Annotated in this window: 20 protein-coding genes; 5 read left to right on the top strand and 15 right to left on the bottom strand. The window is 57.0% G+C overall.

The window, feature by feature from the left end:
* Positions 1 to 3: 3 nt before the first annotated feature.
* The 7 genes from ccmB to yajC form a co-directional block, all read right to left on the bottom strand.
* Positions 4 to 660 carry a heme exporter protein CcmB gene (ccmB, locus tag Q1B21_RS06065; protein WP_299887150.1) on the bottom strand — a complete coding sequence of 219 codons (657 nt, stop codon included), beginning with the start codon at positions 658 to 660 and terminating at the stop codon, positions 4 to 6.
* The gene (ccmA, locus tag Q1B21_RS06060; protein ID WP_299887147.1) at positions 657 to 1,271 is read right to left on the bottom strand and encodes a heme ABC exporter ATP-binding protein CcmA; all 615 of its coding nucleotides are present in this window, start codon (positions 1,269 to 1,271) and stop codon (positions 657 to 659) included. The genes ccmB and ccmA overlap by 4 nt, the downstream gene beginning before the upstream one ends.
* Before the next feature lie 67 nt (positions 1,272 to 1,338).
* Entirely contained in the window at positions 1,339 to 1,692 is a 354-nt protein-coding gene (locus Q1B21_RS06055; RefSeq protein ID WP_299076229.1) for an Mth938-like domain-containing protein, read from the bottom strand.
* Positions 1,693 to 1,701: 9 nt separating this feature from the next.
* The gene (locus tag Q1B21_RS06050) at positions 1,702 to 2,448 is read right to left on the bottom strand and encodes a sulfite exporter TauE/SafE family protein (RefSeq protein ID WP_298936140.1); all 747 of its coding nucleotides are present in this window, start codon (positions 2,446 to 2,448) and stop codon (positions 1,702 to 1,704) included.
* Positions 2,441 to 3,409 (bottom strand): protein translocase subunit SecF, encoded by a 969-nt coding sequence (gene secF / locus Q1B21_RS06045; RefSeq protein WP_299887143.1) that lies wholly within the window; start codon positions 3,407 to 3,409, stop codon positions 2,441 to 2,443. The genes Q1B21_RS06050 and secF overlap by 8 nt, the downstream gene beginning before the upstream one ends.
* A 1-nt stretch (position 3,410) precedes the next feature.
* Positions 3,411 to 5,072 (bottom strand): protein translocase subunit SecD, encoded by a 1,662-nt coding sequence (gene secD, locus Q1B21_RS06040; RefSeq protein ID WP_299887140.1) that lies wholly within the window; start codon positions 5,070 to 5,072, stop codon positions 3,411 to 3,413.
* A gap of 33 nt (positions 5,073 to 5,105) precedes the next feature.
* Entirely contained in the window at positions 5,106 to 5,393 is a 288-nt protein-coding gene (gene yajC / locus Q1B21_RS06035; protein ID WP_298936143.1) for a preprotein translocase subunit YajC, read from the bottom strand.
* 201 nt (positions 5,394 to 5,594) lie between these two features.
* On the opposite strand from yajC, the gene Q1B21_RS06030 reads away from it, so the two are divergent.
* Both Q1B21_RS06030 and serS read left to right on the top strand, forming a co-directional pair.
* Positions 5,595 to 7,262 (top strand): mechanosensitive ion channel domain-containing protein, encoded by a 1,668-nt coding sequence (locus Q1B21_RS06030; RefSeq protein WP_299887137.1) that lies wholly within the window; start codon positions 5,595 to 5,597, stop codon positions 7,260 to 7,262.
* Between the two features lie 80 nt (positions 7,263 to 7,342).
* Entirely contained in the window at positions 7,343 to 8,635 is a 1,293-nt protein-coding gene (serS, locus tag Q1B21_RS06025) for a serine--tRNA ligase (RefSeq protein WP_299887134.1), read from the top strand.
* Positions 8,636 to 8,689: 54 nt separating this feature from the next.
* Here serS and Q1B21_RS06020 read toward each other — a convergent pair whose 3' ends face one another.
* The 5 genes from Q1B21_RS06020 to Q1B21_RS06000 all read right to left on the bottom strand — a co-directional run bounded on the left by Q1B21_RS06020 (position 8,690) and on the right by Q1B21_RS06000 (position 14,079).
* On the bottom strand, positions 8,690 to 9,295 hold the full coding sequence (locus Q1B21_RS06020) for a helix-hairpin-helix domain-containing protein (protein WP_299887131.1): 606 nt from the start codon (positions 9,293 to 9,295) through the stop codon (positions 8,690 to 8,692).
* An 84-nt stretch (positions 9,296 to 9,379) separates the two neighbouring features.
* Positions 9,380 to 10,366 (bottom strand): fatty acid desaturase, encoded by a 987-nt coding sequence (locus tag Q1B21_RS06015; protein ID WP_299887128.1) that lies wholly within the window; start codon positions 10,364 to 10,366, stop codon positions 9,380 to 9,382.
* A 164-nt stretch (positions 10,367 to 10,530) separates the two neighbouring features.
* On the bottom strand, positions 10,531 to 11,994 hold the full coding sequence (gene der, locus Q1B21_RS06010; protein ID WP_299887125.1) for a ribosome biogenesis GTPase Der: 1,464 nt from the start codon (positions 11,992 to 11,994) through the stop codon (positions 10,531 to 10,533).
* Positions 11,995 to 12,042: 48 nt separating this feature from the next.
* Positions 12,043 to 13,365 carry a PQQ-like beta-propeller repeat protein gene (locus Q1B21_RS06005; RefSeq protein WP_299076251.1) on the bottom strand — a complete coding sequence of 441 codons (1,323 nt, stop codon included), beginning with the start codon at positions 13,363 to 13,365 and terminating at the stop codon, positions 12,043 to 12,045.
* Positions 13,366 to 13,407: 42 nt separating this feature from the next.
* The gene (locus tag Q1B21_RS06000; RefSeq protein ID WP_298936150.1) at positions 13,408 to 14,079 is read right to left on the bottom strand and encodes a hypothetical protein; all 672 of its coding nucleotides are present in this window, start codon (positions 14,077 to 14,079) and stop codon (positions 13,408 to 13,410) included.
* Positions 14,080 to 14,304: 225 nt separating this feature from the next.
* Between Q1B21_RS06000 and Q1B21_RS05995 the strand changes: the two genes are divergently transcribed.
* Both Q1B21_RS05995 and Q1B21_RS05990 read left to right on the top strand, forming a co-directional pair.
* Positions 14,305 to 15,537, top strand: a complete 1,233-nt coding sequence (locus Q1B21_RS05995) for an efflux RND transporter periplasmic adaptor subunit (RefSeq protein WP_299887121.1) — start codon at positions 14,305 to 14,307, stop codon at positions 15,535 to 15,537.
* Positions 15,534 to 19,331, top strand: coding sequence for an efflux RND transporter permease subunit (locus tag Q1B21_RS05990; protein ID WP_299887119.1), 3,798 nt, complete (start codon positions 15,534 to 15,536; stop codon positions 19,329 to 19,331). Before Q1B21_RS05995 ends, Q1B21_RS05990 begins: the two co-directional genes overlap by 4 nt.
* 41 nt (positions 19,332 to 19,372) lie before the next feature.
* Here the strand turns inward: Q1B21_RS05990 and Q1B21_RS05985 are convergent, their stop codons facing one another.
* The 3 genes from Q1B21_RS05985 to Q1B21_RS05975 all read right to left on the bottom strand — a co-directional run bounded on the left by Q1B21_RS05985 (position 19,373) and on the right by Q1B21_RS05975 (position 23,053).
* Complete coding sequence (locus Q1B21_RS05985; RefSeq protein WP_299887117.1) at positions 19,373 to 19,771, bottom strand: DUF2147 domain-containing protein; 399 nt, start codon at positions 19,769 to 19,771, stop codon at positions 19,373 to 19,375.
* Between the two features lie 45 nt (positions 19,772 to 19,816).
* Positions 19,817 to 21,616 carry an ABC transporter ATP-binding protein/permease gene (locus tag Q1B21_RS05980; RefSeq protein ID WP_299887114.1) on the bottom strand — a complete coding sequence of 600 codons (1,800 nt, stop codon included), beginning with the start codon at positions 21,614 to 21,616 and terminating at the stop codon, positions 19,817 to 19,819.
* A 75-nt stretch (positions 21,617 to 21,691) separates the two neighbouring features.
* A complete protein-coding gene (locus tag Q1B21_RS05975; RefSeq protein WP_299887112.1) occupies positions 21,692 to 23,053 on the bottom strand; it encodes a LysM peptidoglycan-binding domain-containing protein in 1,362 nt (453 codons plus the stop codon).
* A 126-nt stretch (positions 23,054 to 23,179) separates the two neighbouring features.
* Between Q1B21_RS05975 and Q1B21_RS05970 the strand changes: the two genes are divergently transcribed.
* Entirely contained in the window at positions 23,180 to 23,731 is a 552-nt protein-coding gene (locus tag Q1B21_RS05970) for a TIGR00730 family Rossman fold protein (RefSeq protein ID WP_298936156.1), read from the top strand.
* Positions 23,732 to 23,772: the final 41 nt, after the last annotated feature.

Raw genomic sequence — 23,772 nt, 5'->3', positions numbered from 1 at the left:
GGTTCACCGCAGATTGATCCGCAATACGGCTGCGCTGGCGAAAGGCAGCAAAGCGATGGTTGCAGCCGTGATCCCGGCTAGCATCAGCAGTGGTGTTTGCGTCTCCATTCCGAGTGCACCGCGGCGGGCAACCTCGGCCCCAAAAATCAGCGTCGGCACGTAAAGCGGAAGCACTAGAAGCGACAGCAACAAACCGCCCCGTTTCAGGCCCACGGTCAGGGCCGCGCCGAACGTCCCGATCACGCTCAGGGCCGGCGTGCCGACCAACAGTGAAATGACTAGCCAAAAGAACCCCGGAGCAGGCAGGTTCAACAGTACTCCCAGGATCGGAGCCACCAGAACCAAGGGCAATCCAGTGGTCAACCAATGAGCCAGTGCCTTGACTGTAACGACGGCCTCAAGCGGCAAAGGCGCCGTGGCCAACAGATCCAGCGACCCGTCTTCCCAATCCAACGCAAGCAGTCGATCCAGCGATAACAGGCACGCCAAAAGCGCGCCCAGCCACAACACCCCCGCCGCGATAGTGGCCAGCAGTGAAGACTGAGGACCGACCGCAAACGGCACCATAACAGTTACGATCAGAAAAAAGGCCAGACCCAAACCAAAACCACCACCAGCCCGAAAGGCCAGTTTCAGATCACGCAGCAACAGGGCGATCATAAAAAGCCTCCGTCAAAATCATCCAGTGGGCCGGACTTGGCCTTGTTGGCACCGACATCCAGAATGTCCCCATCCAGACCAAGGTCGATATGGGTGGCAATCAGCGCCGAACCGCCCTCTGCAAGATGCGCTCGGACAGCATCGGCAAACATCTGAACTGCATCCTTGTCCAGAGACACCGTTGGTTCATCCAGCATCCAGATCGAGCGCCCAGTGACCAACATGCGCGCCAGCCCAAGCCGGCGTTTTTGCCCGGCGGACAGGTTACCGGCGTGACGGTCGGCCAACTCATTCAACGCAAAAGCATCCAGCGCAGGCTGAATACTGTCAGTGCCGAAAACTGAGGCCCAAAAAGCCAGGTTCTCAGTCACCGTCAGGGTCGGCTTCAAGCCGTCCGAATGCGACGCATATGCGATCTGATCCTCTGCGCCCTTAATCGTTCCCACAAGCGGTGGCTGCAACCCGGCCAGCGTTCGCAGCAATGTGGTCTTCCCGATCCCATTTGGGCCTCGCAGAATAAGGGCCCTGCCCGTTTCCAGCGCGAAGTTCAGACCCTCCAGCACGGGGACGCCGCCTCGGGTGATGGTCAGATCGGTTACGGTCAATGTCATGGGGCCCGCCTATCGCATTGCCGTTGGGGGCAAAAGGCGGGATTTGCCACAGGTCACTGACGCGATCTCAGACCGGCAACAGGGCCAGCGCGACGCGGCGGCCCTCGGACAACAAGACGTTATAGGTGCGGCATGCGGCCGGAGAGTTCATGTTCTCAACCCCCATTCCGGCGGCTTCCAGCGCGTTTCGCAATGCAGGCGGAATGTGCGCCAACTCGGCACCGGTGCCGATAAACACCACGTCTACCTTATCCGCCAGCGCCAATAGCGACGCCTGATCCGCATATCCGCCCCAAACGCTTGTGCCTTCAGGTCCAGTCAAGACGGCACCTTCGTATGCCTTGCCGCCAATGCGAAAAAAGCCAGGTCCGTAGCCGTCAATCGGTACTGCGTTGCTATATGTGATTTCGTTCAACCGCATAGATGCGTTCTAGCCCCAAAGCGGCAGGCCCGACAAGGCCGCCAATGCAATCGCAAGGTACGCTGCGGCCCGGTACAGCTGCTCTCGGTCCGGACGGAACAGCCAGCCACCCAACCAGTTGCCAATCAGATTTGGCACCGCCAGGGCCAGCCCAAGACCGGCGGTCGCCAGCGTCACACGATCCATCCCCGTCAGATATCCAAGGATCAGGAAATCAAAACCGAACAGGAACAGCAAAATTGTCGCCCGTATCGTTTCGATTTGCAAAGGGCGGGACATGTAAAACAGAATGACGGCGGGACCGGGCAGACCGGCAACACCACCCAGAAACCCGGCGGCCCCACCGATAGCAGTGACCATGGTTCGGCTGACCCTGCCTCGATACCGCACCCCAAGGATCAAGACTGCAAGCATGAACAGGGCAACGAAGCTGACCGCATAGCGAAACACCTCGGGTTCGACCTGCGTCAGCAGCCAAAGGCCCAATGGCAAGACCAGGGCGCAGCCCAGAACAAGCCGGGTCAAATCGCCCTTGTCCACCACCAACCATGCGCGACGCAGATTGGGCAGAGGACCAAAGATGTCCATGATCGTCAGCCCGATCAGTGCACCAAACGGACCAAGATGAGGTGTTGCGAGTGGAAGGAATATCAGAGCCGTACCAAACCCTGAAAAGCCCCGCACTATGCCGCCCATAAAAGCTGCAAATAGAATAATGGCCAGCCCCTGTGGGGACTGACCAAAAATCTCAGGCATCGACGTTGGCAAATTGATTGCCAGAGGTGTTTGGCGGTTTGGACCAGTCGCGCTTTACGCCTAGCCACAACAGGATGGTCGACGCCACAAAGACCGAGGAATAGGTTCCCACGATCACACCCCAGATCATCGCAAAGACAAATCCGCGGATCACATCACCGCCCAGCACATAAAGCGAGATCAGAGCCAGCAGCGTGGTGACCGAGGTCATCACTGTCCGGCTAAGCGTTTCATTGATCGAGATGTTCAGAACCTCTTTGAGGTCCTTCTTCTTGTATTTCCTCAGGTTCTCTCGCACTCGGTCAAACACGACCACAGTGTCATTCAGCGAGTAACCCACGATGGTCAGAAGCGCCGCGATAATGGCCAGATCGAACCGAATTTGCAGTTCCGAGAAGATGCCGATTGTCAGGATTACATCGTGCACCAACGCAGCCACAGCGCCCAATGCAAACTGCCATTCGAACCGCAGCCAGATATAGACGAGCACTGCTCCGATAGCCAAAACGACCGCGATAACAGCAGTTTGGATCAATTCGCCGGAAACTTTGGGACCAACGGATTCAACAGACACGAATTTAACGTCGGGCACGGCACCCGCCAACGCCGCTTCGACGGCGCTGATCGTTGATGCTTCGACCGCTTCGGCATCTTCCTGTGCCTGAATGCGGATCATTGCGACATTCTCATTCGGACCAAAAGTCGGATCAAAAATCTCGGTGATTGTGACGTCACCCAGTTCCAGTGGTGCAATCGCATCACGATACATGCCTACATCGATCTCTTGCGCGCTTTGCGTTCGGATCGTTGTGCCACCGCGGAAGTCGATACCAAAGTTCAGGCCTTGCAGCATAAAAGATGTGAAAGCGATCACCATCATAAGGCCGGAGATGCCCAGCCACAGCTTCCAGCGGCTGAAGAAATCGAACGAGGTGCTCTGGGGTACGAGTTTCAGTCTCATGTCAAACCTCGATCGTTTTCGGACGGCGGCGCTCGAACCACATGACAATCATCAGGCGGGTCACGAAGATCGCAGTGAAGACCGATGTCAAAATGCCCAAGCCCAGAGTGATGGCGAAGCCGCGCACAGGACCGCTGCCCATGGCGAATAGAATGACGGCGGTGATGAACGTGGTCACGTTGGCGTCAAGAATGGCTGACAAAGCCTTCTCATAACCCAGTTCGATCGCGCGCGCAGGGCCTTTGGCGGATTTCAGTTCTTCGCGGACACGTTCAAAGATCAGCACGTTGGCATCCACCGCCATACCCACCGTCAGAACAATCCCCGCAATGCCCGGCAACGTCAGTGTCGCCCCAATCAGGGACAAAAGACCAAACAGCAGCCCGACATTTATGATCAACGCAATATTGGCGAACAGGCCAAACAAACCATAGCTGAGCGCCATAAAGACCAGCACGGCAACGAATGCCACAATGGTCGCAACTTTACCGGCGTCAATGCTGTCTTGACCCAGCTCGGGGCCAATGGTGCGTTCTTCGAGAAACTCCAAGCCCGCAGGCAACGCGCCAGCACGCAACAAAACCGCCAGATTGGTGCTTTCTTCGACAGTGAAGTTTCCGGTGATGATACCAGACCCCCCCGGAATATGGCTTTGGATGACCGGGGCTGAAATGACTTCGTCATCCAGAACAATGGCGAAGGGTGAGCCGACATTATCGCGGGTGTAGTCACCAAACTTGCGGGCACCAGACGTGTTGAAGCGGAAGCTCACCGCCGGGCGGCCGTTTTGGTCAAACGCCGGTTGCGCGTCCACCAATTCTTCGCCAGTCACAACCGGGGCGGACTCGATCATGTAGAACAGTCCCTGTTCGTCCAACGAAGGCACAAGACTTTCACCGATCCCAGGCACGGCGTCCGCGTCTGTTCCGCGATTCACCACCGGATTGAACGTCAGCTGAGCGGTCGTCCCGATGATCTCTTTCAGCTCACCCGCACTACCGATACCCGGCACTTGAATCAGAATACGATCGGTACCTTGGCGCTGAATTGTCGGTTCACGTGTGCCGACCTCATCAATTCTGCGGCGCACAATCTCCAACGACTGGCGAACGGTGCGATCATCCGAGGCCAGCTTTTCGGCATCGGACAGTTGCACAACAATCGTGTCACCCTCGGCACGCGCCTCGATATCCGTGGCGCCCACACCGGTCAGGGTCTGCACCTGACGGGCCAGACCGCGCACAACCTCAAGCGCGCGGGGCATACCTGCGGGCTCGCTGATACGAACACGAATCTCATCAGGGTCGGACGGTTGTTTGCGGATTGTTCCAATCGTTGCCCGTTCATCCCGCAACGCATCCCGGATCTCGGGCCACATGGCCTCCATACGGGATTCGTAGACGTCACCAACCTGTACTTCGGCCAGCAGATGCGCACCCCCGCGCAGATCAAGGCCCAGATTGACCAGAGACGACGGCATCCAGTTCGGCCACTGCTCGGCATCGGCCTGCATCTCGGGTGTGTCGATGCCCAGCTCAATAGCGGCTTTGGCATCGTTCGATTGTTCGACACGCGTATAAAACGCATTCGGCAGGGCCATCAGCAGGCCAGTCACGCAGACCAGCCAGATCAGAACCCGCTTCCAGGTATCAATTTGCAGCATTACCCTGCCTTTTCAAGGAACTGTGGCGCGAAATTACTTCGCCGGTTCGGTCTTGTTCAGCACCTGAGCGATTGTCGACTTGACCACACGAACCTTAACACCGTCGGCGATTTCGACTTCAATCTCGTTGTCGCCTTCCTTGACCTTGGACACTTTGCCAATCAGACCGCCTTGGGTAACGACCTGATCGCCCCGGCGCACAGCCTCGACCATAGCCTGATGTTCCTTCATTTTCTTCTGCTGCGGACGGATCAGCAGGAAATACATGATCGCAAAAATCAGGATCAGCGGGAGAAATTGGGCGATTGCGCCACCATCCATGGGATATTCCTTTGTTCAGATGTTGCGGCGTGTTTCCGCAAATTTGGCGCGAACCTATGCTTTGATTTAAGCGTTTGCAAGCAAACGCGGCGCTGCAACCCACCCGAATATCGCACCAAACACAAAAGATGATCGCGAACGTTGCAGATATGTCCTAGGAACGCAGACGCACTTGGATATAGTCGGCCCGCAGGAGGACCGATGCCCCATCTTTTCAAACGCTTCCAGTTGCTGGTTCATTTCCTGCTTGCTGTTTTTCTGATCATCCGATTGGTCGGGCCGGTTCACGCACAAGAAGACGCGTCTGACAATGCGGAAACCGACGCCACACAATCGGATGTTTTCCAGGCTCCTGTGGTCGTAGATGGTGAGGCGCTGTTCCACCTGCGCGGCACAAGCGCCCTGCCCGCCAGCGAACGGGCAGAAAGGGTTCAAAACCAGATCATCAACGCCGCCGAAGCGTCAGAAGCGCCGAGTGTCACAATCACCTATGAACAGACCGAGCTGGGCACAGCCATCCTAGTTGATGGCATTCAGGTTTCGGTTGTCACGGCGGCGGATGCTGAGCTGGAACAAGTTGAACTGAGCGTTCTCAGTCAGTTGCATGGCGATGTCATCGGGGCGGCGATTGCCAGCTACCGGGCGAACCGAACTGATCAGGCCCGTGTATCCGGCGCAATCGAGGCCGGGGCATGGACCATTGGTTTCATACTTTTCGTCACCCTGATCATGTGGCTATATCGCAGGATTAAACGGCGCACCTTCCAGATCGTACAGCGCTATCTGAAAGGCGTTGAAACTGCGACTGCCGAACATGTCCAGGCCGAAGCCATCGCGGGTTTGATCCGCTATGGCCTGAATTTCGTTCTGTTGGTTGTCTTTTTTCTGGGGTTTTATTACTACCTGTCCTTTGTCCTGCTGTCCTTTGCAGAAACCAGATACATCGCCGAAGTTCTGCTGACCTATCTCACTGACCCGGTGCTGGTGATCGTCAAAGGCATCGTCAGTTATGTCCCCAATCTGATCATGCTGGCCCTGATCACATGGGTGACGTTGTACATTATCAAAGGGATGCGCGTGTTTTTTGATGCTGTCGAAGCTGGTACGTTTGAGATGCGCGATTTCGACAAGCACTGGATTGGGCCGACCTTCAACATTGCGCGTGTCGTTGTGGTTTTGATCGCGCTTGTCTTTGCTGTGCCCTACATTCCGGGCTCGGATTCAGCGGCCTTTCAGGGCCTGACCATTCTGGTGGGGGCGATGCTGTCGCTGGGCGCGAATTCGGTTGTATCCAACATGCTGGCAGGGCTGTTCGTGATTTATCGGCGGTCCACCTCAATCGGGGATCGCATTCAGATTGGCGAGCATATCGGCGATGTTGTGCGGATCAAACTGATGGAGACACACCTGAAATCCATCAAGAACGAGCTGATCTCGATCCCCAACGCACAGCTGATGAACTCAGATGTGATCAATTTTTCAAAAAAGACCGACGGCAGCGGCCTGCTTTTGCACACGACGGTTGGCATTGGCTATGAAGAACCTCCCGCCAAGGTCGAGGCCATGTTGATCGAGGCCGCCCATCGGACCAAAAGCATCAAAACCAAGCCGGAACCCTTTGTGTTGTGGACCGCCCTGGCAGACTACGCGATCGACTATCAGATCAACGGGTATACCACCCGTGGCAGCATCATTCCCCGGATCAAATCGGACCTGCATCGCAACATTGTCGCCGTGTTCAACGAGAACAATGTACAGATCATGACCCCATCCTATATGGCCGATCCACCGGAACCTAAAATCCCTTCAGAAGCCTGGGATGGGCACCTTGCACATGAAGACGATCAGGATGATGCAAACAAGGCGTAATTTCCTACGCCAGCGCTACACCCTGCCCGCGAGATAGTGCATAAGCGCCTTTAGTGATTCACGCATTAAGGACATGACTCATGCACGACATCCGCGCCATTCGCGAAAACCCCGCCGCCTTTGACGCCGCCCTTGCGCGCCGTGGGGACGCGCCGGTGTCGTCAGACCTGCTGCGCCTAGACGAGAGCCGCCGTGCCAAGATTCTGGCTGCGGAAACGGCTCAGGCTGAACAGAACAAGGCGTCCAAAGAAGTTGGCGCCGCCAAAGGGCGCGGCGATGAGGTCGAGTTCGAACGCCTGCGCGCGCTGGTCGCCGAGAAAAAGGCGGAAATCGCCCAGATGCAGACTGAGGCTAAGGACCTGGACGCGCTGCTGACCGATCAGCTGGCGCGCATCGCCAACCTGCCCGCCGATGACGTCCCGCAAGGCGCAGACGAAAACGACAATGTCGAGGTCAATCGCTGGGGTGCGCCGCGCAACTTCGATTTCGATCCCAAAGAGCATTATGAAATCCCGGCCGTCGCGGCGGCGATGGATTTTGAAACCGCCGCTAAAACCAGCGGCAGCCGGTTTGTGAACCTGTCCAAGGGCGTGGCCCGCATCCACCGGGCCCTGGCCCAGTTCATGCTGGACACGCATATCGACAAAAACGGCCTGACCGAGATGCAAACACCGGTTCTGGTACGCGACGAGGCTATGTATGGCACAGACAAGCTGCCTAAGTTCGGCGATGACAGCTATCAGACAACAAATGGCTGGTGGTTGATCCCAACATCTGAGGTCACTCTGACCTACTCGGTGTCAGGCGATATTCTGGATCAAGCCGCCCTGCCCATCCGCATGACCGCGCATACCGCCTGTTTCCGGTCCGAGGCTGGAAGCGCGGGCAAAGACACAGCAGGCATGCTGCGTCAGCACCAGTTCGAAAAGGTCGAGATGGTCTCGATTACCCATCCGAACAATTCGGATGAAGAACAGAAACGCATGCTCCGCTGCGCCGAGGCCTTGTTGGAGCAATTGGGCATTCCCTATCGGACCGTTGTCCTGTGCACCGGCGATATGGGCTTTGGTGCACGCCGTACGTTCGACATCGAGGCCTGGTTGCCCGGACAGGACGCGTATCGCGAAATCAGCTCGGTATCGACCACGGGTGCATTTCAGGCACGTCGAATGAACGCCCGGTTCCGTCCTGAAGGCGGTGGCAAACCGGAATATGTCCATACGTTGAACGGGTCGGGCCTTGCCGTCGGGCGCTGCCTGATCGCGGTTCTGGAAAATGGACAAAACGAGGACGGCACCGTATCGCTGCCGCAGCCTTTGGGCCCCTATCTGGGTGAAAAGCTGACGCTGCAAACTGACGGCACACTAAGCTAACAAAAAACCGACGCCCAAGACGCCGGTTCAGCGAGCGTAACAAGGCGAAGAAGATTACTTCTTCGCCTTTTTTCCATCCTTTTTCTTGCCGTCCTTCTTGGACTTTTTGTCTTTCTTTTTGTCGGCCTTCTTTTTGTTATCCTTCTTGGACTTTTTGTCCTTTTTGGATTTGGCTTTCACCTTATCCTTGGCTTTGGTGAATGCGGCCTCCATCTCCTTGCGTTTTTTGGCAGCTTTTTCGGCCTTGGCCTTGGCTTTGGCTTTTTTCTTGGCCTCGGCTGCGGCCAACTCGGCCTCAGCTTTTTCCTTGGCCGCCTTGCGCGCGGCATCTTCAGCCCGTTTTTCAGCAGCAGCGGCAGCAACGGTCTTACGTGCCGCAGGCTTTCGGGTGGCAGGTTTCCGGGTCGCCGGTTTTCGCGCCGGTGCACGACGCGCCGCCGGTTTGGCAGCTGCTTTAGTAGCGGCTGCAGGTTTGGAGGCGATGGCGTCCTTTGCCGCAGAAATCAACACAAGCGCACGAGCAGCACCAATGCGAGGAACCTTGACCAAATCCGCAGGATTTGCCTTGGCAATCGCTTCTGCGGTTCTGAAACCGTTGGAATTCAACGCCTTGCCCAGCGTTTCTCCTACACCTTTAACATCGGTCACTGCGGTCATCATTGGTCCCTTCTTTTGCTCCCTGCACATTCGTATATACGCAAGATATACGAACCTACAAGCTTTTCAAAACTTCAGCCTGCAGTCCTAGCTGCTGTGAGCCAGATCCGATTTAGGCTCGTTCTTTGGGAACGGCACAAGCCGTTTCGCTTCCTCATCCCAAAGCTTGAGGTTCAAAGCCGCCACTGCCTCGGGAAATTTGATCCGTCTAGGGGTGAATTCGGGCGGCAGGTTGTAATGACAGGCGCGTAGCCGATAAGACGGGATACGCGCATTGAAGTGGTGAATGTCGTGCAGCGTGATACAGGCCACAGCATTGTCGAACCACCAGCCGAAATCCAAAGCCGATGACCCTTCCAGGGCCGCCAACTGCGGGTTCAGGTCCGGACGGCGGTCCCAATACGTATCTTCGAAGTTATGCTGCAAATACACAAGGAATACGCCCAGCATCCCCCCCAGAAAAGAGAATACCAGCCAAACAAGAATGCCGGTAGTGCCGGCAATCATGTAAAGCAAGCCCAGAAAAACCACGATCGAGACATTGTGGAGCAAAACGCCCGTGACCCCGAACTGCACAGTGTTCTTGGGCCAACGGTAGCGAATGAAATACGTGAACAGCGCACCAAGCGGTACAAGGATGAACGGATTACGGTACAGCCGGTAATACAGCCGGGTTTTCCAATCCGCCGCGCGCCACTCGCGCAGGGTCATCGTGTGGATTTCGCCGGTCTCTCTATGCTCCAGATTTCCGATACCGCTGTGGTGCAGATTGTGGTTCTGTTTCATCACTTCGAACGGCGCAAATGTAAAAGGCGACAGGCCATGCCCGGCCCATTCGTTTTGCTCGCGTGTTACAAACAACGAGTGATGTCCGCAATCATGTTGCAGCACGTATAAACGAACGGCAGAAAAGGCAAATACTATCCCCGCCGGCACCATAACGTACCAGCGGTCAACATAAGTAATCGCCAGGGCCAGCGATGCAAAATACACCGCAAATGTGCCGAAATAGCTTAGCGCAGCAAGCCGGTTGTCCTGAACTGCGTATTGTCGAGTATATTCCCTCAGATCCATCCAGCCCGCTCCCCACGATGGTCCGGTTCAAACTGTTCCAAAACTATGCACGGATCACCCGTGTACAAGCAGCGCACACGAAAACATATGCACGCAAGCAAATGCTAGCGCGCCGAAAACAGACTGTCACGCCCTGACAGTAAAAGTGCTGAAAATTGGCGCAGTTACGCCTTACCCTTGAGATGTTTGGCCAATGCACCAGCGTTTTTCTTGCGCCGCCCTTTGTAGGGGTTCTTATCCCCTTGCCCGCGCAGCGTCAGGCGGATCGGCGAGCCGGGCATATCAAAGTCTTCGCGCAGACCATTCACCAGGTACCGGGAATAGCTGGCCGGCATCTTGTCGGGGTGGGAACACATAACCACAAATCCCGGCGGCCGAGTTTTGGCCTGGGTCATGTAGCGCAGTTTGATCCGTCGTCCCTGCGGCGCTGGTGGCGGGTGCTGCTCCAGCATGGCCGTCAGCCAGCGGTTTAGTGCAGCCGTCGGTACCCGTCGGTTCCACACATCATGAGCGCGCAAGATGGCATCACGAAGCCGCTCAAGCCCCCGACCTGTTTTTGCAGAGACGGTAATCAGCGGCGCGCCACGTAGCTGTGGCAGCAGCCGATCGAAAGATTCTTTGAGATCGCGCAGCTTTTCCTGCTTGTCCTCCTCGATGTCCCATTTGTTGACGGCAACGACAACAGCACGGCCTTCGCGTTCGGCAAGATCTGCGATGCGCAGGTCCTGCTGTTCGAAGGGAATCGCCGCGTCCAGAAGAACAACCACAACCTCGGCGAACTTGACGGCCCGCAGCCCGTCCGAAACTGAAAGCTTTTCCAGCTTTTCCTGAACCTTGGCTTTCTTGCGCATGCCTGCGGTATCAAAGATACGCATCGGTGTGCTGTTCCCGTCAGGGTCCGCCCAGTCGACACGCAAGCTGATGGCGTCGCGCGTGATCCCGGCCTCGGGCCCCGTCAGCAAGCGGTCTTCGCCCATGATCTTGTTGATCAGCGTGGATTTTCCGGCATTCGGACGACCAACAACAGCCACCTGCAATGGTTTTTCTGCCGTGATCAGAGGCGTCTCGCCCTCGCCATCCTCATCCAGTTCAATGTTCGTTATGGGGGTGTCATCCACCGCCCGTTCTTCGGCCGCATCCGCCAAAGGCATGAGCTGATCATATAGGTCAGCCATCCCTTCACCATGCTCGCCTGAAAGACGAACCGGTTCGCCGAGACCTAGGTTGTAGGCCTCTAGCACCCCTGCATCAGCCGCGTTGCCTTCGGCTTTGTTGGCCGCAAGGATCACGTGTCTTGACCGCTTGCGCAGAATTTCGGCAAACATCTCATCGGTGGGGGTCAGCCCCACGCGCGCATCAATCATAAACAGGCAGACATCGGCCATGTCGACGGCGCGTTCGGTCAGGCGGCGCATGCGCCCCTCAAGGCTATCGTCGGTTGCGTCCTCAAGCCCCGCCGTGTCGATCACGGTAAACCGCAGATCGCCCAGTCGCCCTTCGCCTTCGCGCAAGTCACGCGTCACGCCAGGCTGGTCATCGACCAAGGCCAGTCGTTTGCCCACAAGGCGGTTGAACAGTGTGGATTTGCCCACATTGGGGCGCCCCACGATGGCGAGGGTCAGCGACATGATACTCAACTTTCAAGACTCAGACGCGCCCTTTAGCGCATCTTGTCGTCAACGGAAAGCGTGCAGTTGGCCCTTGGTCGAAACCACATAAAGGGTCTGACCTGCGACGACAGGTGCTGTCGTCGCGCCACCCGGCACTTCAACGCGATGCACAAGCGATCCATCCACCGGATTGAAGAAACGCAGATATCCGTCATTCGACGCGACAACAATGCGCCCGCCAGCCAGGATTGGGCCGTAATGGGCAAAGATCGGGCCGCGCCGCTTAGGCTTGTCCTTGACGAAACCCGGCAGATCCTGTGCCCAGACGACAGTGCCATCCGACGCGTTCAGACGCACCAATTGGCTGCGGTCGCTAATCAAGTAGATGCTGTTCCCCGCTGGCCAAACCGTATCGACGGCGCCTTCGTCAGCAGTCCAGCGACGCTCACCCGATGCGGCATCAAATGCTACAGTACGACCCGAATGGTTGCCGATATATATTGTGTCACCTGCAACTATAGGGCCCCCGGTCACATCAACGATCTGTGCTGCAGCGCGCCCCCGGCGCCCACCTGCGACCGAAGCGTTCCAACGGCGAATGCCACCCTTGCGGAACGTCGCCGTAATATCACCGGACCCAAAGGCAAAAACCGAAAGATCCGACGTCAGGACAGGCGCTGGTGCCCCGAGAACATTGCCGACGCTCGGCGTGCTTTCGATTTGCCACGCGATACGGCCATCTTTGGTATCCACAGTCCAACCGGTTTCATCACCGGCGACAAGGTACAACAATCCGTCGCTGACCAACGGCGCGCCGCTGCCAGTTGCGTTCAAGCGCTTTTGCCAGCGGATCGTGCCCGATTTGGCATCAAGAGCTGTCAGCCGTCCAAAACCGGACGAGACATAGAGGACGCCATTGGAATAGGCCATTCCGCCGCCCGTGGCATCCGAGTCTCCGTCACTGGCCGGGATCAGGTTGGTGTTCCAAACCAGCTGTCCCTGCGGCGACACAGCTGAAACCGTAGCACCGGAATCAAGCGTATAGATCAACCCTCCAGCGACCACCGGCTCGGCCGTGATGCGCTGCTTGCGCGAGTCGCCGTTGCCGATCGACGTCGACCACGTCAGCTGCGGGGTGCCGCGCAATGCAGCATTGGTTGTGCGAAAGGCCGCCGTACCGGGGCTTTGAGGCCAGCTTGCATTCGCATTTTGCGCTGGGAGACTGACGGGTTGCGATCCACGGGTTTCCACCGTTTCGGTGTCAGATGCCGGGCGAATATCTTCGCGCGCACCTGGCAGAATGATCTCGGGCTCCTGACAGGCGGCCAGTGTCGTCAGCGCAACGGCAGCTGCTGGCACTCCCAAACGGGAAAAAAATCTTGTTACCATATTCTTCTGAACTCGCCTGTCATAGTTTGTTGTCCCGCCAGATCAGCCCTGCTGCGCCACAAGCGGTTCAGGTTCGCCGCCCAACGCCACAATCAATTGGGCCGCACGCTGCTGCAGATCGACGCCCACTTCGGCATCCTGACGCAAAGCTTGCAACCGGTCGAGCGCGGCGTCGATATTGCCTTCGGACACGTCAATCAACGCCAACTGTTCTTCGGCCAACAGGCGCAACGGCGCCCCCGGCACGGCCAAAGCTTCGAATTGCAGGCGGCGATCAGCGGCTGGCAAGGTATCACTCTGCAACAGCAGCGCCTTAAAACTTGCAATCGCGCGGTAGATCTCGGGCAATTCACCCTGAACGGCAACGCTGTTGAGGCTGTTGACCGCGTCTTCTTGGGATCCGGCGTCTATCTGAGAGGCCGAGAGTAGCATGTTCAACACCGCATCACCGCCCGGGGATTGCGCCTGAACGCCATCTAGGCTTGCTGCACGCGCTGCGGAATCATTCTCATCCAAAGCCGCGAGAATCGAGTCGCCCAGCTCTTGCGCCTGAGAGGTGTCGCGCGCTTTCTGGTATTCGTTATAGGCCGCTCCACCAACGATCAGGATGACAGCCACAACACCAATCCAGCCCCACCGGCGCAAAAGCAGATACATCCGGTCGCGGCGCACCTCTTCTGTGACCTCATCAATGAAACTGTCGGTATCGCTCATTCCTGCCCCCAGGCTGTGTATCTTGCTATCGTGCGCCATGTCATACCCCGGCACCACGGCCAAGCCAAGGGTCCGATTTTGCACAAATACGCCGCGTCGATCCGGTCTTGCGAAAAAAAATAAACCGAACTATTCAGTTTAGTGTGGAAAAGATACATGCCCGGCCCCATTTTGAGGCATGCACGTCAAATAATTTTGGCGCATTGTTCTTAGGAGAAGCACTGCATGCGTTTGATTTCTTTCATCAACGCCATTTTGGTCATTGTCGCCCTGTATTTCCTTGTTTTTGAACGCGACGCGCTATTTGCCTTCGCTGGTCGCGGCGAGGCAGACGTACCCGCCACAGAAGGTGGCGAGGCAACCGAAGAAACGAGTGTCAGCGAAACCGCCGTTGGTGTCATCGCTTTCCGCTCAGAGGCGCGCGAAATCGACAGCGCCGTCTTGCTGCGTGGGCAAACCAAAGCAAACCGACAAGTCGAAGTTCTGGCGGAAACCACGTCAACGGTCATTTCAGAACCCAAACGCCGCGGTGCATTTGTCGAGGCTGGCGACCTGCTGTGCCAGTTAGACCCCGGAACCCGCCCCGCCAGCCTCGCAGAGGCGATGGCTGGCAAACTTGAAGCTGCAAGCCGCGTCCCCGAGGCAGAGGCACGTTTGGAAGAAGCGCATGCGCTGGTAGCAGAAGCCGACATCAATCTGACGGCTGCCCGTAAACTGTCCGATTCAGGGTTCGGGTCTGAAACCCGGCGCATCTCAAGCGAGGCCGCAATGAGCACCGCCGAGGCTGGTATTAAGTCGGCCGAAGCTGGCCTTGAAGCCACTCGGGCCGGTATCGAAGCCGCCGCAGCCGAGGTTGAAGCAGCCCAGCGTGAAATCGACCGACTGACCATTGAGGCGCCTTTCAAAGGCCTGCTGGAAAGCGACACTGCTGAGTTAGGTAGCTTGTTGCAGCCCGGTGCCTTGTGCGCGACCGTGATCCAATTGGACCCGATCAAATTGGTTGGCTTTGTACCAGAAACCGAAGTGAACCGCGTTCTTGTCGGCTCTGAGGCCGAAGCGCAGCTGGTCACGGGTCGGCAGGTTACGGGTAGGGTTACCTTTCTCAGCCGGTCTGCAGATGAAACCACCCGCACATTCGAAGTCGAGATCACGGTACCGAACGCTGACCTGACCATCCGCGATGGTCAAACGGCAACGATCCGGATTGCCGCCGAAGGGGCCAAAGCGCATCTGTTGCCACAATCTGCCCTGACCCTGAACAACGAAGGACAGCTGGGTGTTCGCACCGTCGGAACCGGCAATGTTGTAGACTTTGTGCCCGTCCGTATTTTGCGCGACACATCAAAAGGCGTCTGGATCGACGGTTTGGCTGAAACTGTTGACGTCATTGTAGTCGGTCAGGAATTCGTGACACGTGGCGTGACGGTTGCGCCGACATATCGGGAAGCTTCGCAATGACGGGTATTGTAAGCTGGGCTTCCGAACGGGCCCGAATGGTTCTGGCATTTATCGCGATCTCGCTGGTCATTGGCGGGTTTGCGTATGTAAGCCTGCCGAAGGAAGGTGAGCCGGACATTGAAATCCCTGCGTTGTTCGTCTCGGTCCAGTTCCCGGGAATTTCCGCTGAAGATTCGGAAAACCTTCTGGTCAAGCCGATGGAAACCGAACTTGCGGATCTGGATGGCCTGAAAGAAATGTCCTCGACTGCCGCCGAAGGCTATGGCGGTGTCGCGCTCGAGTTTGATTTTGGCTGGGACAAAACGGCCATCATGGCGGATGTGCGTGATGCCATGAATACGGCGCAGGCAGAATTCCCCGAAGGCGCTGAACAATACTCCCTGTACGAAATCAACTTCTCGGAGTTTCCCATCGTCATCGTGAACCTGACTGGTTCGGTACCCGAACGAACCATGGCCCGCGTGGCCAAGGACCTTCAGGACGATTTGGAAGCGCTGGATTCCGTGTTGGAGGCCGGGATTGCCGGCAATCGCGATGAGTTGCTGGAGGTCATAATCGATCCTCTGCGACTGGAAGCGTATAACGTAACGGCTGCGGAGCTAATCAGCGTTGTGCAAAACAACAACCAATTGATTGCTGCGGGTGAGGTTGAAACCGAACAAGGCACGTTCTCGGTCAAGATCCCATCATCCTTCAAAACCGCGCAAGACGTTTACGAGTTACCGATCAAGGTCAACGGCGACCGCGTCGTGACCTTGGGAGAGCTCGCCGAGATCAACTACACCTTTGAAGACCGCGAAGGCACAGCCCGTTTTGACGGCGCACCAACCGTGGCGCTGCAGGTGGTCAAGCGCAAGGGTTTCAACCTGATCGACACAGTTGAACAGGTCAAAGCCACCATTGCCGATGCTCAGACCAAATGGCCAGCTGAATTGCAGGCCGCTGTCGACGTCGGCACCTCAAACGACCAAAGCCGGATTGTCGGATCGATGGTCAGCCAGCTTGAAGGGTCAGTACTGACCGCGATTGCGCTGGTGATGATCGTGGTGCTTGCCTCGTTGGGGTCGCGCGCCGCTTTGCTGGTGGGATTTGCTATCCCGACCTCCTTCCTTTTGTGTTTTGCGTTTTTGGCCGTCATGGGTATTAGCATTTCGAACATCGTGATGTTCGGTTTGATCCTTGCGGTGGGCATGCTGGTTGATGGCGCCATCGTCGTGGTGGAATACGCGGACAAACGTATCAAGGACGGCGTCGGCCCAATGCACGCCTACGTCGAGGCAGCCCAGCGGATGTTCTGGCCTATCGTGTCATCAACGGCAACGACGCTATGTGCCTTCCTTCCAATGCTGTTCTGGCCTGGCGTACCGGGTGAGTTCATGGGGATGCTGCCCGTCACGCTGATCTTTGTTCTGTCAGCGTCTCTGATCGTCGCGCTGATCTACCTGCCTGTCATGGGCGGTGTGTCCGGACGGCTCAGCCGTGTTTTTGACCGCTCCTCCGACTGGTTGAGGGCACGAACACCCTGGTGGCTGCGGGCGGTTCTGGTGCCCCCTTCGTTCTACCTCGTGTTTCTTGGGGCGATGCAGGTGTTGAACCCAACTTATCTTTTGCCCGCAGGCACGCCGGGCAGTGTCGTGTTCGGTGCAATTCTTGTGATCGCAGGCGCTTTTGCCGGATCGGTCACTTTGGGTGCTGCGAGACTAGAACGCGCGCCGGAAACACGCGTACATACAGCCAAGGAACACACACCATTCGGCTATGTCATTAAATTCCTGGTCGGCAATCCAATCATGCCGATCGTGTCGATCGTTGCCATTGGCTTCGCGGTCATGATGGTCATGTCCGCTTATGGAGCGAACAATCGCGGCGTCGAGTTCTTTGTCGAGAGCGAGCCGGAACAGGCGACTGCTTATGTGCGCGCGCGCGGCAACATCTCGCTGACCGAGATGGACGCTATGGTCTACGAGGCCGAGCAGGTGATCGCATCACACCCGGCCGTGATCAACGTCTTTTCGTTTGCTGGCGAAGGCGGGTTGAACCAGAACACCGGTGGCGCATCCGCCCCGGCCGATACGGTAGGACGGGTCCAGTTCGAAATCATCCCTTGGGAAGATCGTCCGAATATCTCTGAGCCTATTGCTGGCGGTCTGTTTGACCGGCACGTGGTTGCGCCGGAATATGACGGCGACTTTGTGCTTGAAGAATTGAACGTCGAGCTGGCAAAAATTCCCGGCTTCGTGGTCGAGATTCTGCCGTTGGAACAAGGCCCGGCCTCGGCCAAACCCGTCCACCTGCGCATCAAAGGAAACGGGTGGGATGACCTGACCTCGGCCACGGTTGCCGCGCGAGAGGCGTTTGAAACCACCCCCGGTCTGATCAAGATCGAAGACACCCTGCCCCTGCCTGGTATCGACTGGCAAATCGACGTTGATGTGGCGAAGGCGGGCCGTTTTGGGGCTGACGTCGCAACCGTTGGTGCCATGGTTCAGTTGGTGACCCGAGGCATTCTATTGGGCGAAATGCGCCCGGATACCACGGATGAAGAAATCGAAATCCGTGTCCGCCTGCCGGAAGAAGACCGCGTGCTGTCCACATTGGACGTTCTCAAGGTCCGGACGCAGGACGGGCTGGTACCGCTGTCCAACTTCGTGACCCGGCAACCGGTGGCTAAGCTGGCCGAGATCAATCGCGTGGATCAGGAACGCTATTATGACGTCAAAGCGGATGTTGAACCGGGCCTGAGTAAAGCTGTGACCGACGGCCCCGATGGCACCGAGCAGCGATTGGCCGTTGTTCGGGAACTGGAAGACGGCGTTGCGTCTACAAGCGCGACCCTGACCACCACGGATGGTAAACGGTTCGATCTGGTTCAGTTGACAGGCGCGGACAGCGTGGAAAGCCTGCGGTCAGCCATGGAAAATGGTGACGCCCAGGTAATCCTGATTAACCCGAACGAACGGATTGCAGTTCTAACCGAGTGGCTGGACACCGAACCCTTCGCCAAAACGATCAGTTGGGAATGGACCGGTGATCAGGAAGATCAGGCCGAATCCGGCGCGTTTCTGGTAAACGCTTTTGCAGGTGCCCTGGGTTTGATGTTTGTCATCCTACTGGCCCAGTTCAACTCGTTCTACAACTCGGTTCTGGTTCTGTTGGCCGTGGTTCTTTCGACCACAGGCGTGCTGATCGGGATGATGGTCATGCAGCAGCCTTTCTCGATCATCATGACCGGAACGGGGATCGTTGCCTTGGCGGGTATCGTGGTGAACAACAACATTGTTCTTATTGATACCTATCAGGAATACAGCCGCTATATGCCCCGGATCGATGCAATTGTCCGCACGGCCGAGGCTCGTATTCGTCCGGTTCTGCTGACTACTTTGACTACGATGGCTGGTCTGACACCGATGATGTTCGGCCTCTCTTTGGACTTCATCAATGGCGGTTACAGCATCGACAGCCCGACGGCCCTGTGGTGGAAACAGCTGGCGACGGCGGTTGTGTTCGGCCTGGGCATCGCCACCGTGCTGACGTTGATAGTGACGCCTTCCTTCCTGGCCTTGCGCGTGTGGGTCGCGACCTATGCCGTTTGGATTGCCAGACTTCTCGCCCGGGTGACGGCCGGTCGTTCCAGTCAGATCGCGCAAGATATGGCTATCGGACGCAGCGCCCGCGCAATGCAATCAACCGAGATTGTCTGGAGCGACATTCCGGGATCCGTTCCGGATCAGGCAGATCAGCAAGACGACAGATCGGAACATCAACCCGGCGCCCCACTGAAAGCTGCGGAATAATAAGACAGGGGCCGGATTTTCCGGCCCTTTTTGTTTGCCGTCTATAGGCGGGTCCAAGTTTGATGAGCACACACCAGATGCTCGCACCCTTTGACCATCAGTTGATCCCCCTGCAAGGTCATCTGAGGGACAGCATCGACATCAATCAAAGGGACCCAAAATTCCCCTCCGCCGTATTTGCCATCGCCTTCACTGGCCACATCCCAAAACAGCTTTTTACCGATGTTCGGAGTTTGAACTTCTTTGCCAGCGGCGTCATAGGCTGACTGGATTTTGCCGCAAAAATTATCTCCGCAAGCTGTGATCTTGATGTGAGAGATCAAGTTCTTCCGGTCGGGTTCTGTTTTCCAAACCCCAACAATAGGATCAGCCATAGCCATAGCCGGAAACAGCAGAACCGCCACAGTTGGCCCGAGAGCTTTCAATAAAGTGCTACGCATTAAAATGCCTCCACATATCGGTGTTTCGTCCTAAACAATTTGCGATCAGGCCGCCTGAGTATCCGATTGCTGCCGGTTCCACAGCTGCGCATAACGACCCTCGCGCATAAGCAGTTCATCATGGGTGCCTTGTTCGACAATCTCACCGCTTTCCAGAACCACAATCTGATCGGCCTCGGCAATGGTGCTAAGGCGATGGGCGATGGTGATCACAGTCCGCCCCTCACCCGCACGTGCCAACGCATCTTTGATGTCTTGTTCCGTGTCGGTGTCCAATGCCGAGGTCGCCTCGTCCAGCAACAGGATTGGCGGGTTTTTGAGAAGTGTCCGCGCGATGCCCACACGCTGTTTTTCGCCACCCGACAGTTTCAGACCACGTTCGCCGACCTTGGTGTCATAGCCCTCTGGCAGTGTTGCGATGAAATCATGGATCTGGGCGGCCTTGGCCGCATCCTCAACATCGTCCTGCGTCGCCCCATCCCGGCCATAAGCGATATTGTAGCGGATCGTGTCATTGAAGAGAACCGTGTCCTGCGGCACCACACCAATGGACGCGTGCAGGCTGTTCTGCGTCACATCCCGCACGTCTTGCCCGTCAATCTTCAAAGCCCCACCCGTCACGTCATAGAAACGGAACAACAACCGCCCAATCGTCGACTTGCCCGACCCGGTCGCGCCAACAATGGCCACGGTCTGACCAGCTGGAACGGACAGTGACACCCCTTTGAGAATCTCGCGATCCGGGTCATAGCCGAAATGGACGTTGTCCAAGGTTACCTCTCCGCCATTGACCTGCAACGGCGTTGCATCCGGCCTGTCGGTCACCTCGGCGGGTTGCTCCAGCAGATCGAACATCTGACCCATATCAACCAGCGACTGGCGGATTTCACGATACACGGTGCCCAAAAAGTTCAGCGGTACAGTGATCTGAATCATATAGGCGTTGACCATCACGAAATCGCCAACGGTAAGCGATCCGCTCTGCACTCCGATTGCCGCCAGAACCATAACGCCGATCAGACCACAGGTGATCAGGAAGGACTGGCCGAAGTTCAAGAAGGCAAGCGAATAGGCCGTTTTCAGTGCTGCGCCGGCATAAGCCTTCATCGACACGTCATATCGTTCAGCTTCGCGCGTTTCTGCATTGAAATATTTGACGGTTTCGAAATTCAGCAGACTGTCGATGGCGCGCTGATTGGCCTCGGTATCCTGATCATTCATCTCGCGCCGCAGTTTCACGCGCCATTCGGTCACCGCAAAAGTAAACCAGATGTAGAAAGCGATCGTAACAGCCACGACAACCAGGTACCAGACGTCGAACAACCACATCAGGATAATGCCGACCAACAGCAATTCCAGGATCAGCGGACCAATCGAGAACAGCAAGAAGCGCAGCAAAAACTCAACGCCTTTAACGCCACGCTCGATGATACGGCTCAGACCGCCGGTGCGCCGCGTGACGTGGTAGCGCATCGAAAGCTGATGTATATGTCCGAACGTCTCCAATGCCAGCGCCCGTAAAGCACGCTGGCCCACCGGCGCAAAGGCTGCATCCCGCAACTGCTGAAAGCCAACGGTCATAAGCCGGGCTACACCATAAGCAACGGTCAACCCAACCGCGCCCAGCGCAAGCGGCGGAACTCCCTCGCCCGCCAGGCCGTCAACTGCGCCTTTGTACAAAATCGGAGTGTAAACTGCGATCAACTTGGCCAGGACCAGCATTGCCATCGCAATCATCACCCGGCGCTTTACCCATGGCTCGTCATCGGGCCACAAATACGGCGCAACCTTTCGGATTGTACGCCAGCCGGACTGGCGGTCGTCGGTATCGTCATCCGATTGCATAGGTGTTCCGTCTCATCACGTGCCTTGTCTGCGGTCAGAGATAGACCCTGGCCCATGATAGGCCAGAGGCGTTTTTTACCGAGGGACTGTAAAGACCTGCCCGGGATAGATCAGATCCGGGTCACGGATCAACTCGCGATTGGCATCAAACAGCTTTACGTACAGGACTCCGTCACCAAACCTGTCACGTGAGATGGCCCAAAGCGTGTCGCCCTTTTGCACGGTCACCGAACGGATCGGTGGTGTTTCATCCGATGTCTGAGGTCGATCCTCGGCTTCAGCGGCCTGCAGAACCTCAACCGGTTCGCGCTTAAAGGGGGTTTCGACGCGGCTGAGTACGGTTCCGTCCGATGTCACCTCATCCACCCGCAAGGTATAGACCCCAGGGTCAATCCCTTCGAGCTCACCACGCCAATTGCCGTCTTCTCCAGGTGACAGATCGGCCACTAGTTCGTTGTTCAGATACAGGCGCACGGCAGACCCATCCTGTACGCGCCCTGTCAGTTGTACGTCACCAGTGTCCGAATACCCGATGGTGTCCAATGCCACCTGCTCAGGGTCCGTGTCTGGTGTCGATCGGGGTTGCACCAATTCGACCCCTTCCTCACCCGATCGCAGGACGGCAACTTGTTGGTCATCACTGGTATCTTCGGCAGGCGCCGCGGATGGCAGTTCGGTGCTCGCAGCTTCGGCGACATCTTCGGATTGGTCTGGCGTATCCCCGACATCTGCGGTTGCAGGCTGTTCTGGCGTCTCAGTCGTCGTCGCCTCGGGTTGAGCGGGGGTTTCTGCGCTGGCGACCTTTTCCTCGGCGGGTTCAGGCAGCGCCGCAATCAGGTAGTCATCCGATTTCGCCGTCTGATCGCCCTGCATTGTCTGCAACACAAGACCCTGCGCATCGTCGCTAAAGGGGATCGAGACAAATTCAGCAAACTGACCGCTGCTGTCTGCCGTAAACTCGTGAACCGGTTCACCGTCCAACAGAACCTGTATCTGGCTACCTGGTTCAGCCGAGCCGGACAACAGCGCATTGCCATCTGTTTCAACGAAGATTTGGTCCAAAACGGGCGGGTTGGCCACTTGCTCTGCGCTGTCCGCCGGCGCGGTTTCGGACCCTGGTTCGGTGGGTTCACCAGATTCTGCATTCGTCGGATCTGCGGGCTCAGTTGCAGGCTGTACGGCCGGCGTTTCTGCAGTCTGTTCGTCAGTTTCCGTCGCGCTTCCGTCAGCCTCGGCGGGTGCAGAGCTTTGTTCCGGCTGTTCGGTCTCCTGCGCAGGCGCGGACACGGTTTGCTCCTGCGGTGCGTCTTCTGGCTCTGGCGCGCTGGTAAAAGCGCCAGAGAGGTACAATCCACCCGCTCCCAGGATCGCGATGAGACCCGCAATGACACCCCAGATGAAATTGCCCGAGTTTCCGTTTCCCGATTTGGCGTCCATTCTTTTCCTTTCGCTCCGCGCAGCGAACATCTTGAGTCAAAAGCGTTCCGGCGGACAGTTGAGCCAATCTATCAATCCCGCTATCACGGGTCAAAACTTCTGACACAACCCCGGAGAGCCCCTTTGATGTCTCAGAAATCCGTCTGTGTGTATTGCGGGTCACGCAATGGCGCGAATAAGGCTTATTCCGAAGCCGCCCATGAGTTCGGGACGCTTCTGGCCCACGAAGGCTGGAGGCTGGTCTACGGTGCCGGAGATGTTGGGTTGATGGGAGAGGTCGCGCGCGCCGCCCAAGCGGCCGGAGGCGACACGTTTGGCGTCATTCCGGTGCATCTACTGCAACGTGAGGTCGGCAAGACTGACCTGACACGCTTCGTGGTCACAGAGACAATGCATGAGCGCAAAAAGGTCATGATCATGAACGCCGATGCTGTTGTTGTTCTGCCCGGCGGCCCGGGCTCGTTGGACGAACTGTTCGAGGCGCTGACATGGCGGCAGTTGGGCCTGCACGACAAACCCATTCTGATTGTGAATGTGGGTGGATATTGGGACGCGCTGCATACGCTTCTGGATCAAGTAATTGGCCAGGGCTTTGCTGATGCGTCTATGGCCGACTTCGTTTCCTGGGTCGATGACGCTGAAGCGGCGATGGCGGTCTTACGGGAAAAGCTGGCCTGACACTGTGGCAAAACGGGCAGCCTGAGCCGCCCGTTTGAAAG

The sequence above is a fragment of the uncultured Ruegeria sp. genome, from assembly GCF_947504215.1.
In the GTDB taxonomy this organism is placed as follows: Bacteria; Pseudomonadota; Alphaproteobacteria; order Rhodobacterales; family Rhodobacteraceae; genus Ruegeria.
This window is presented reverse-complemented; position numbering and strand designations above follow the sequence as displayed.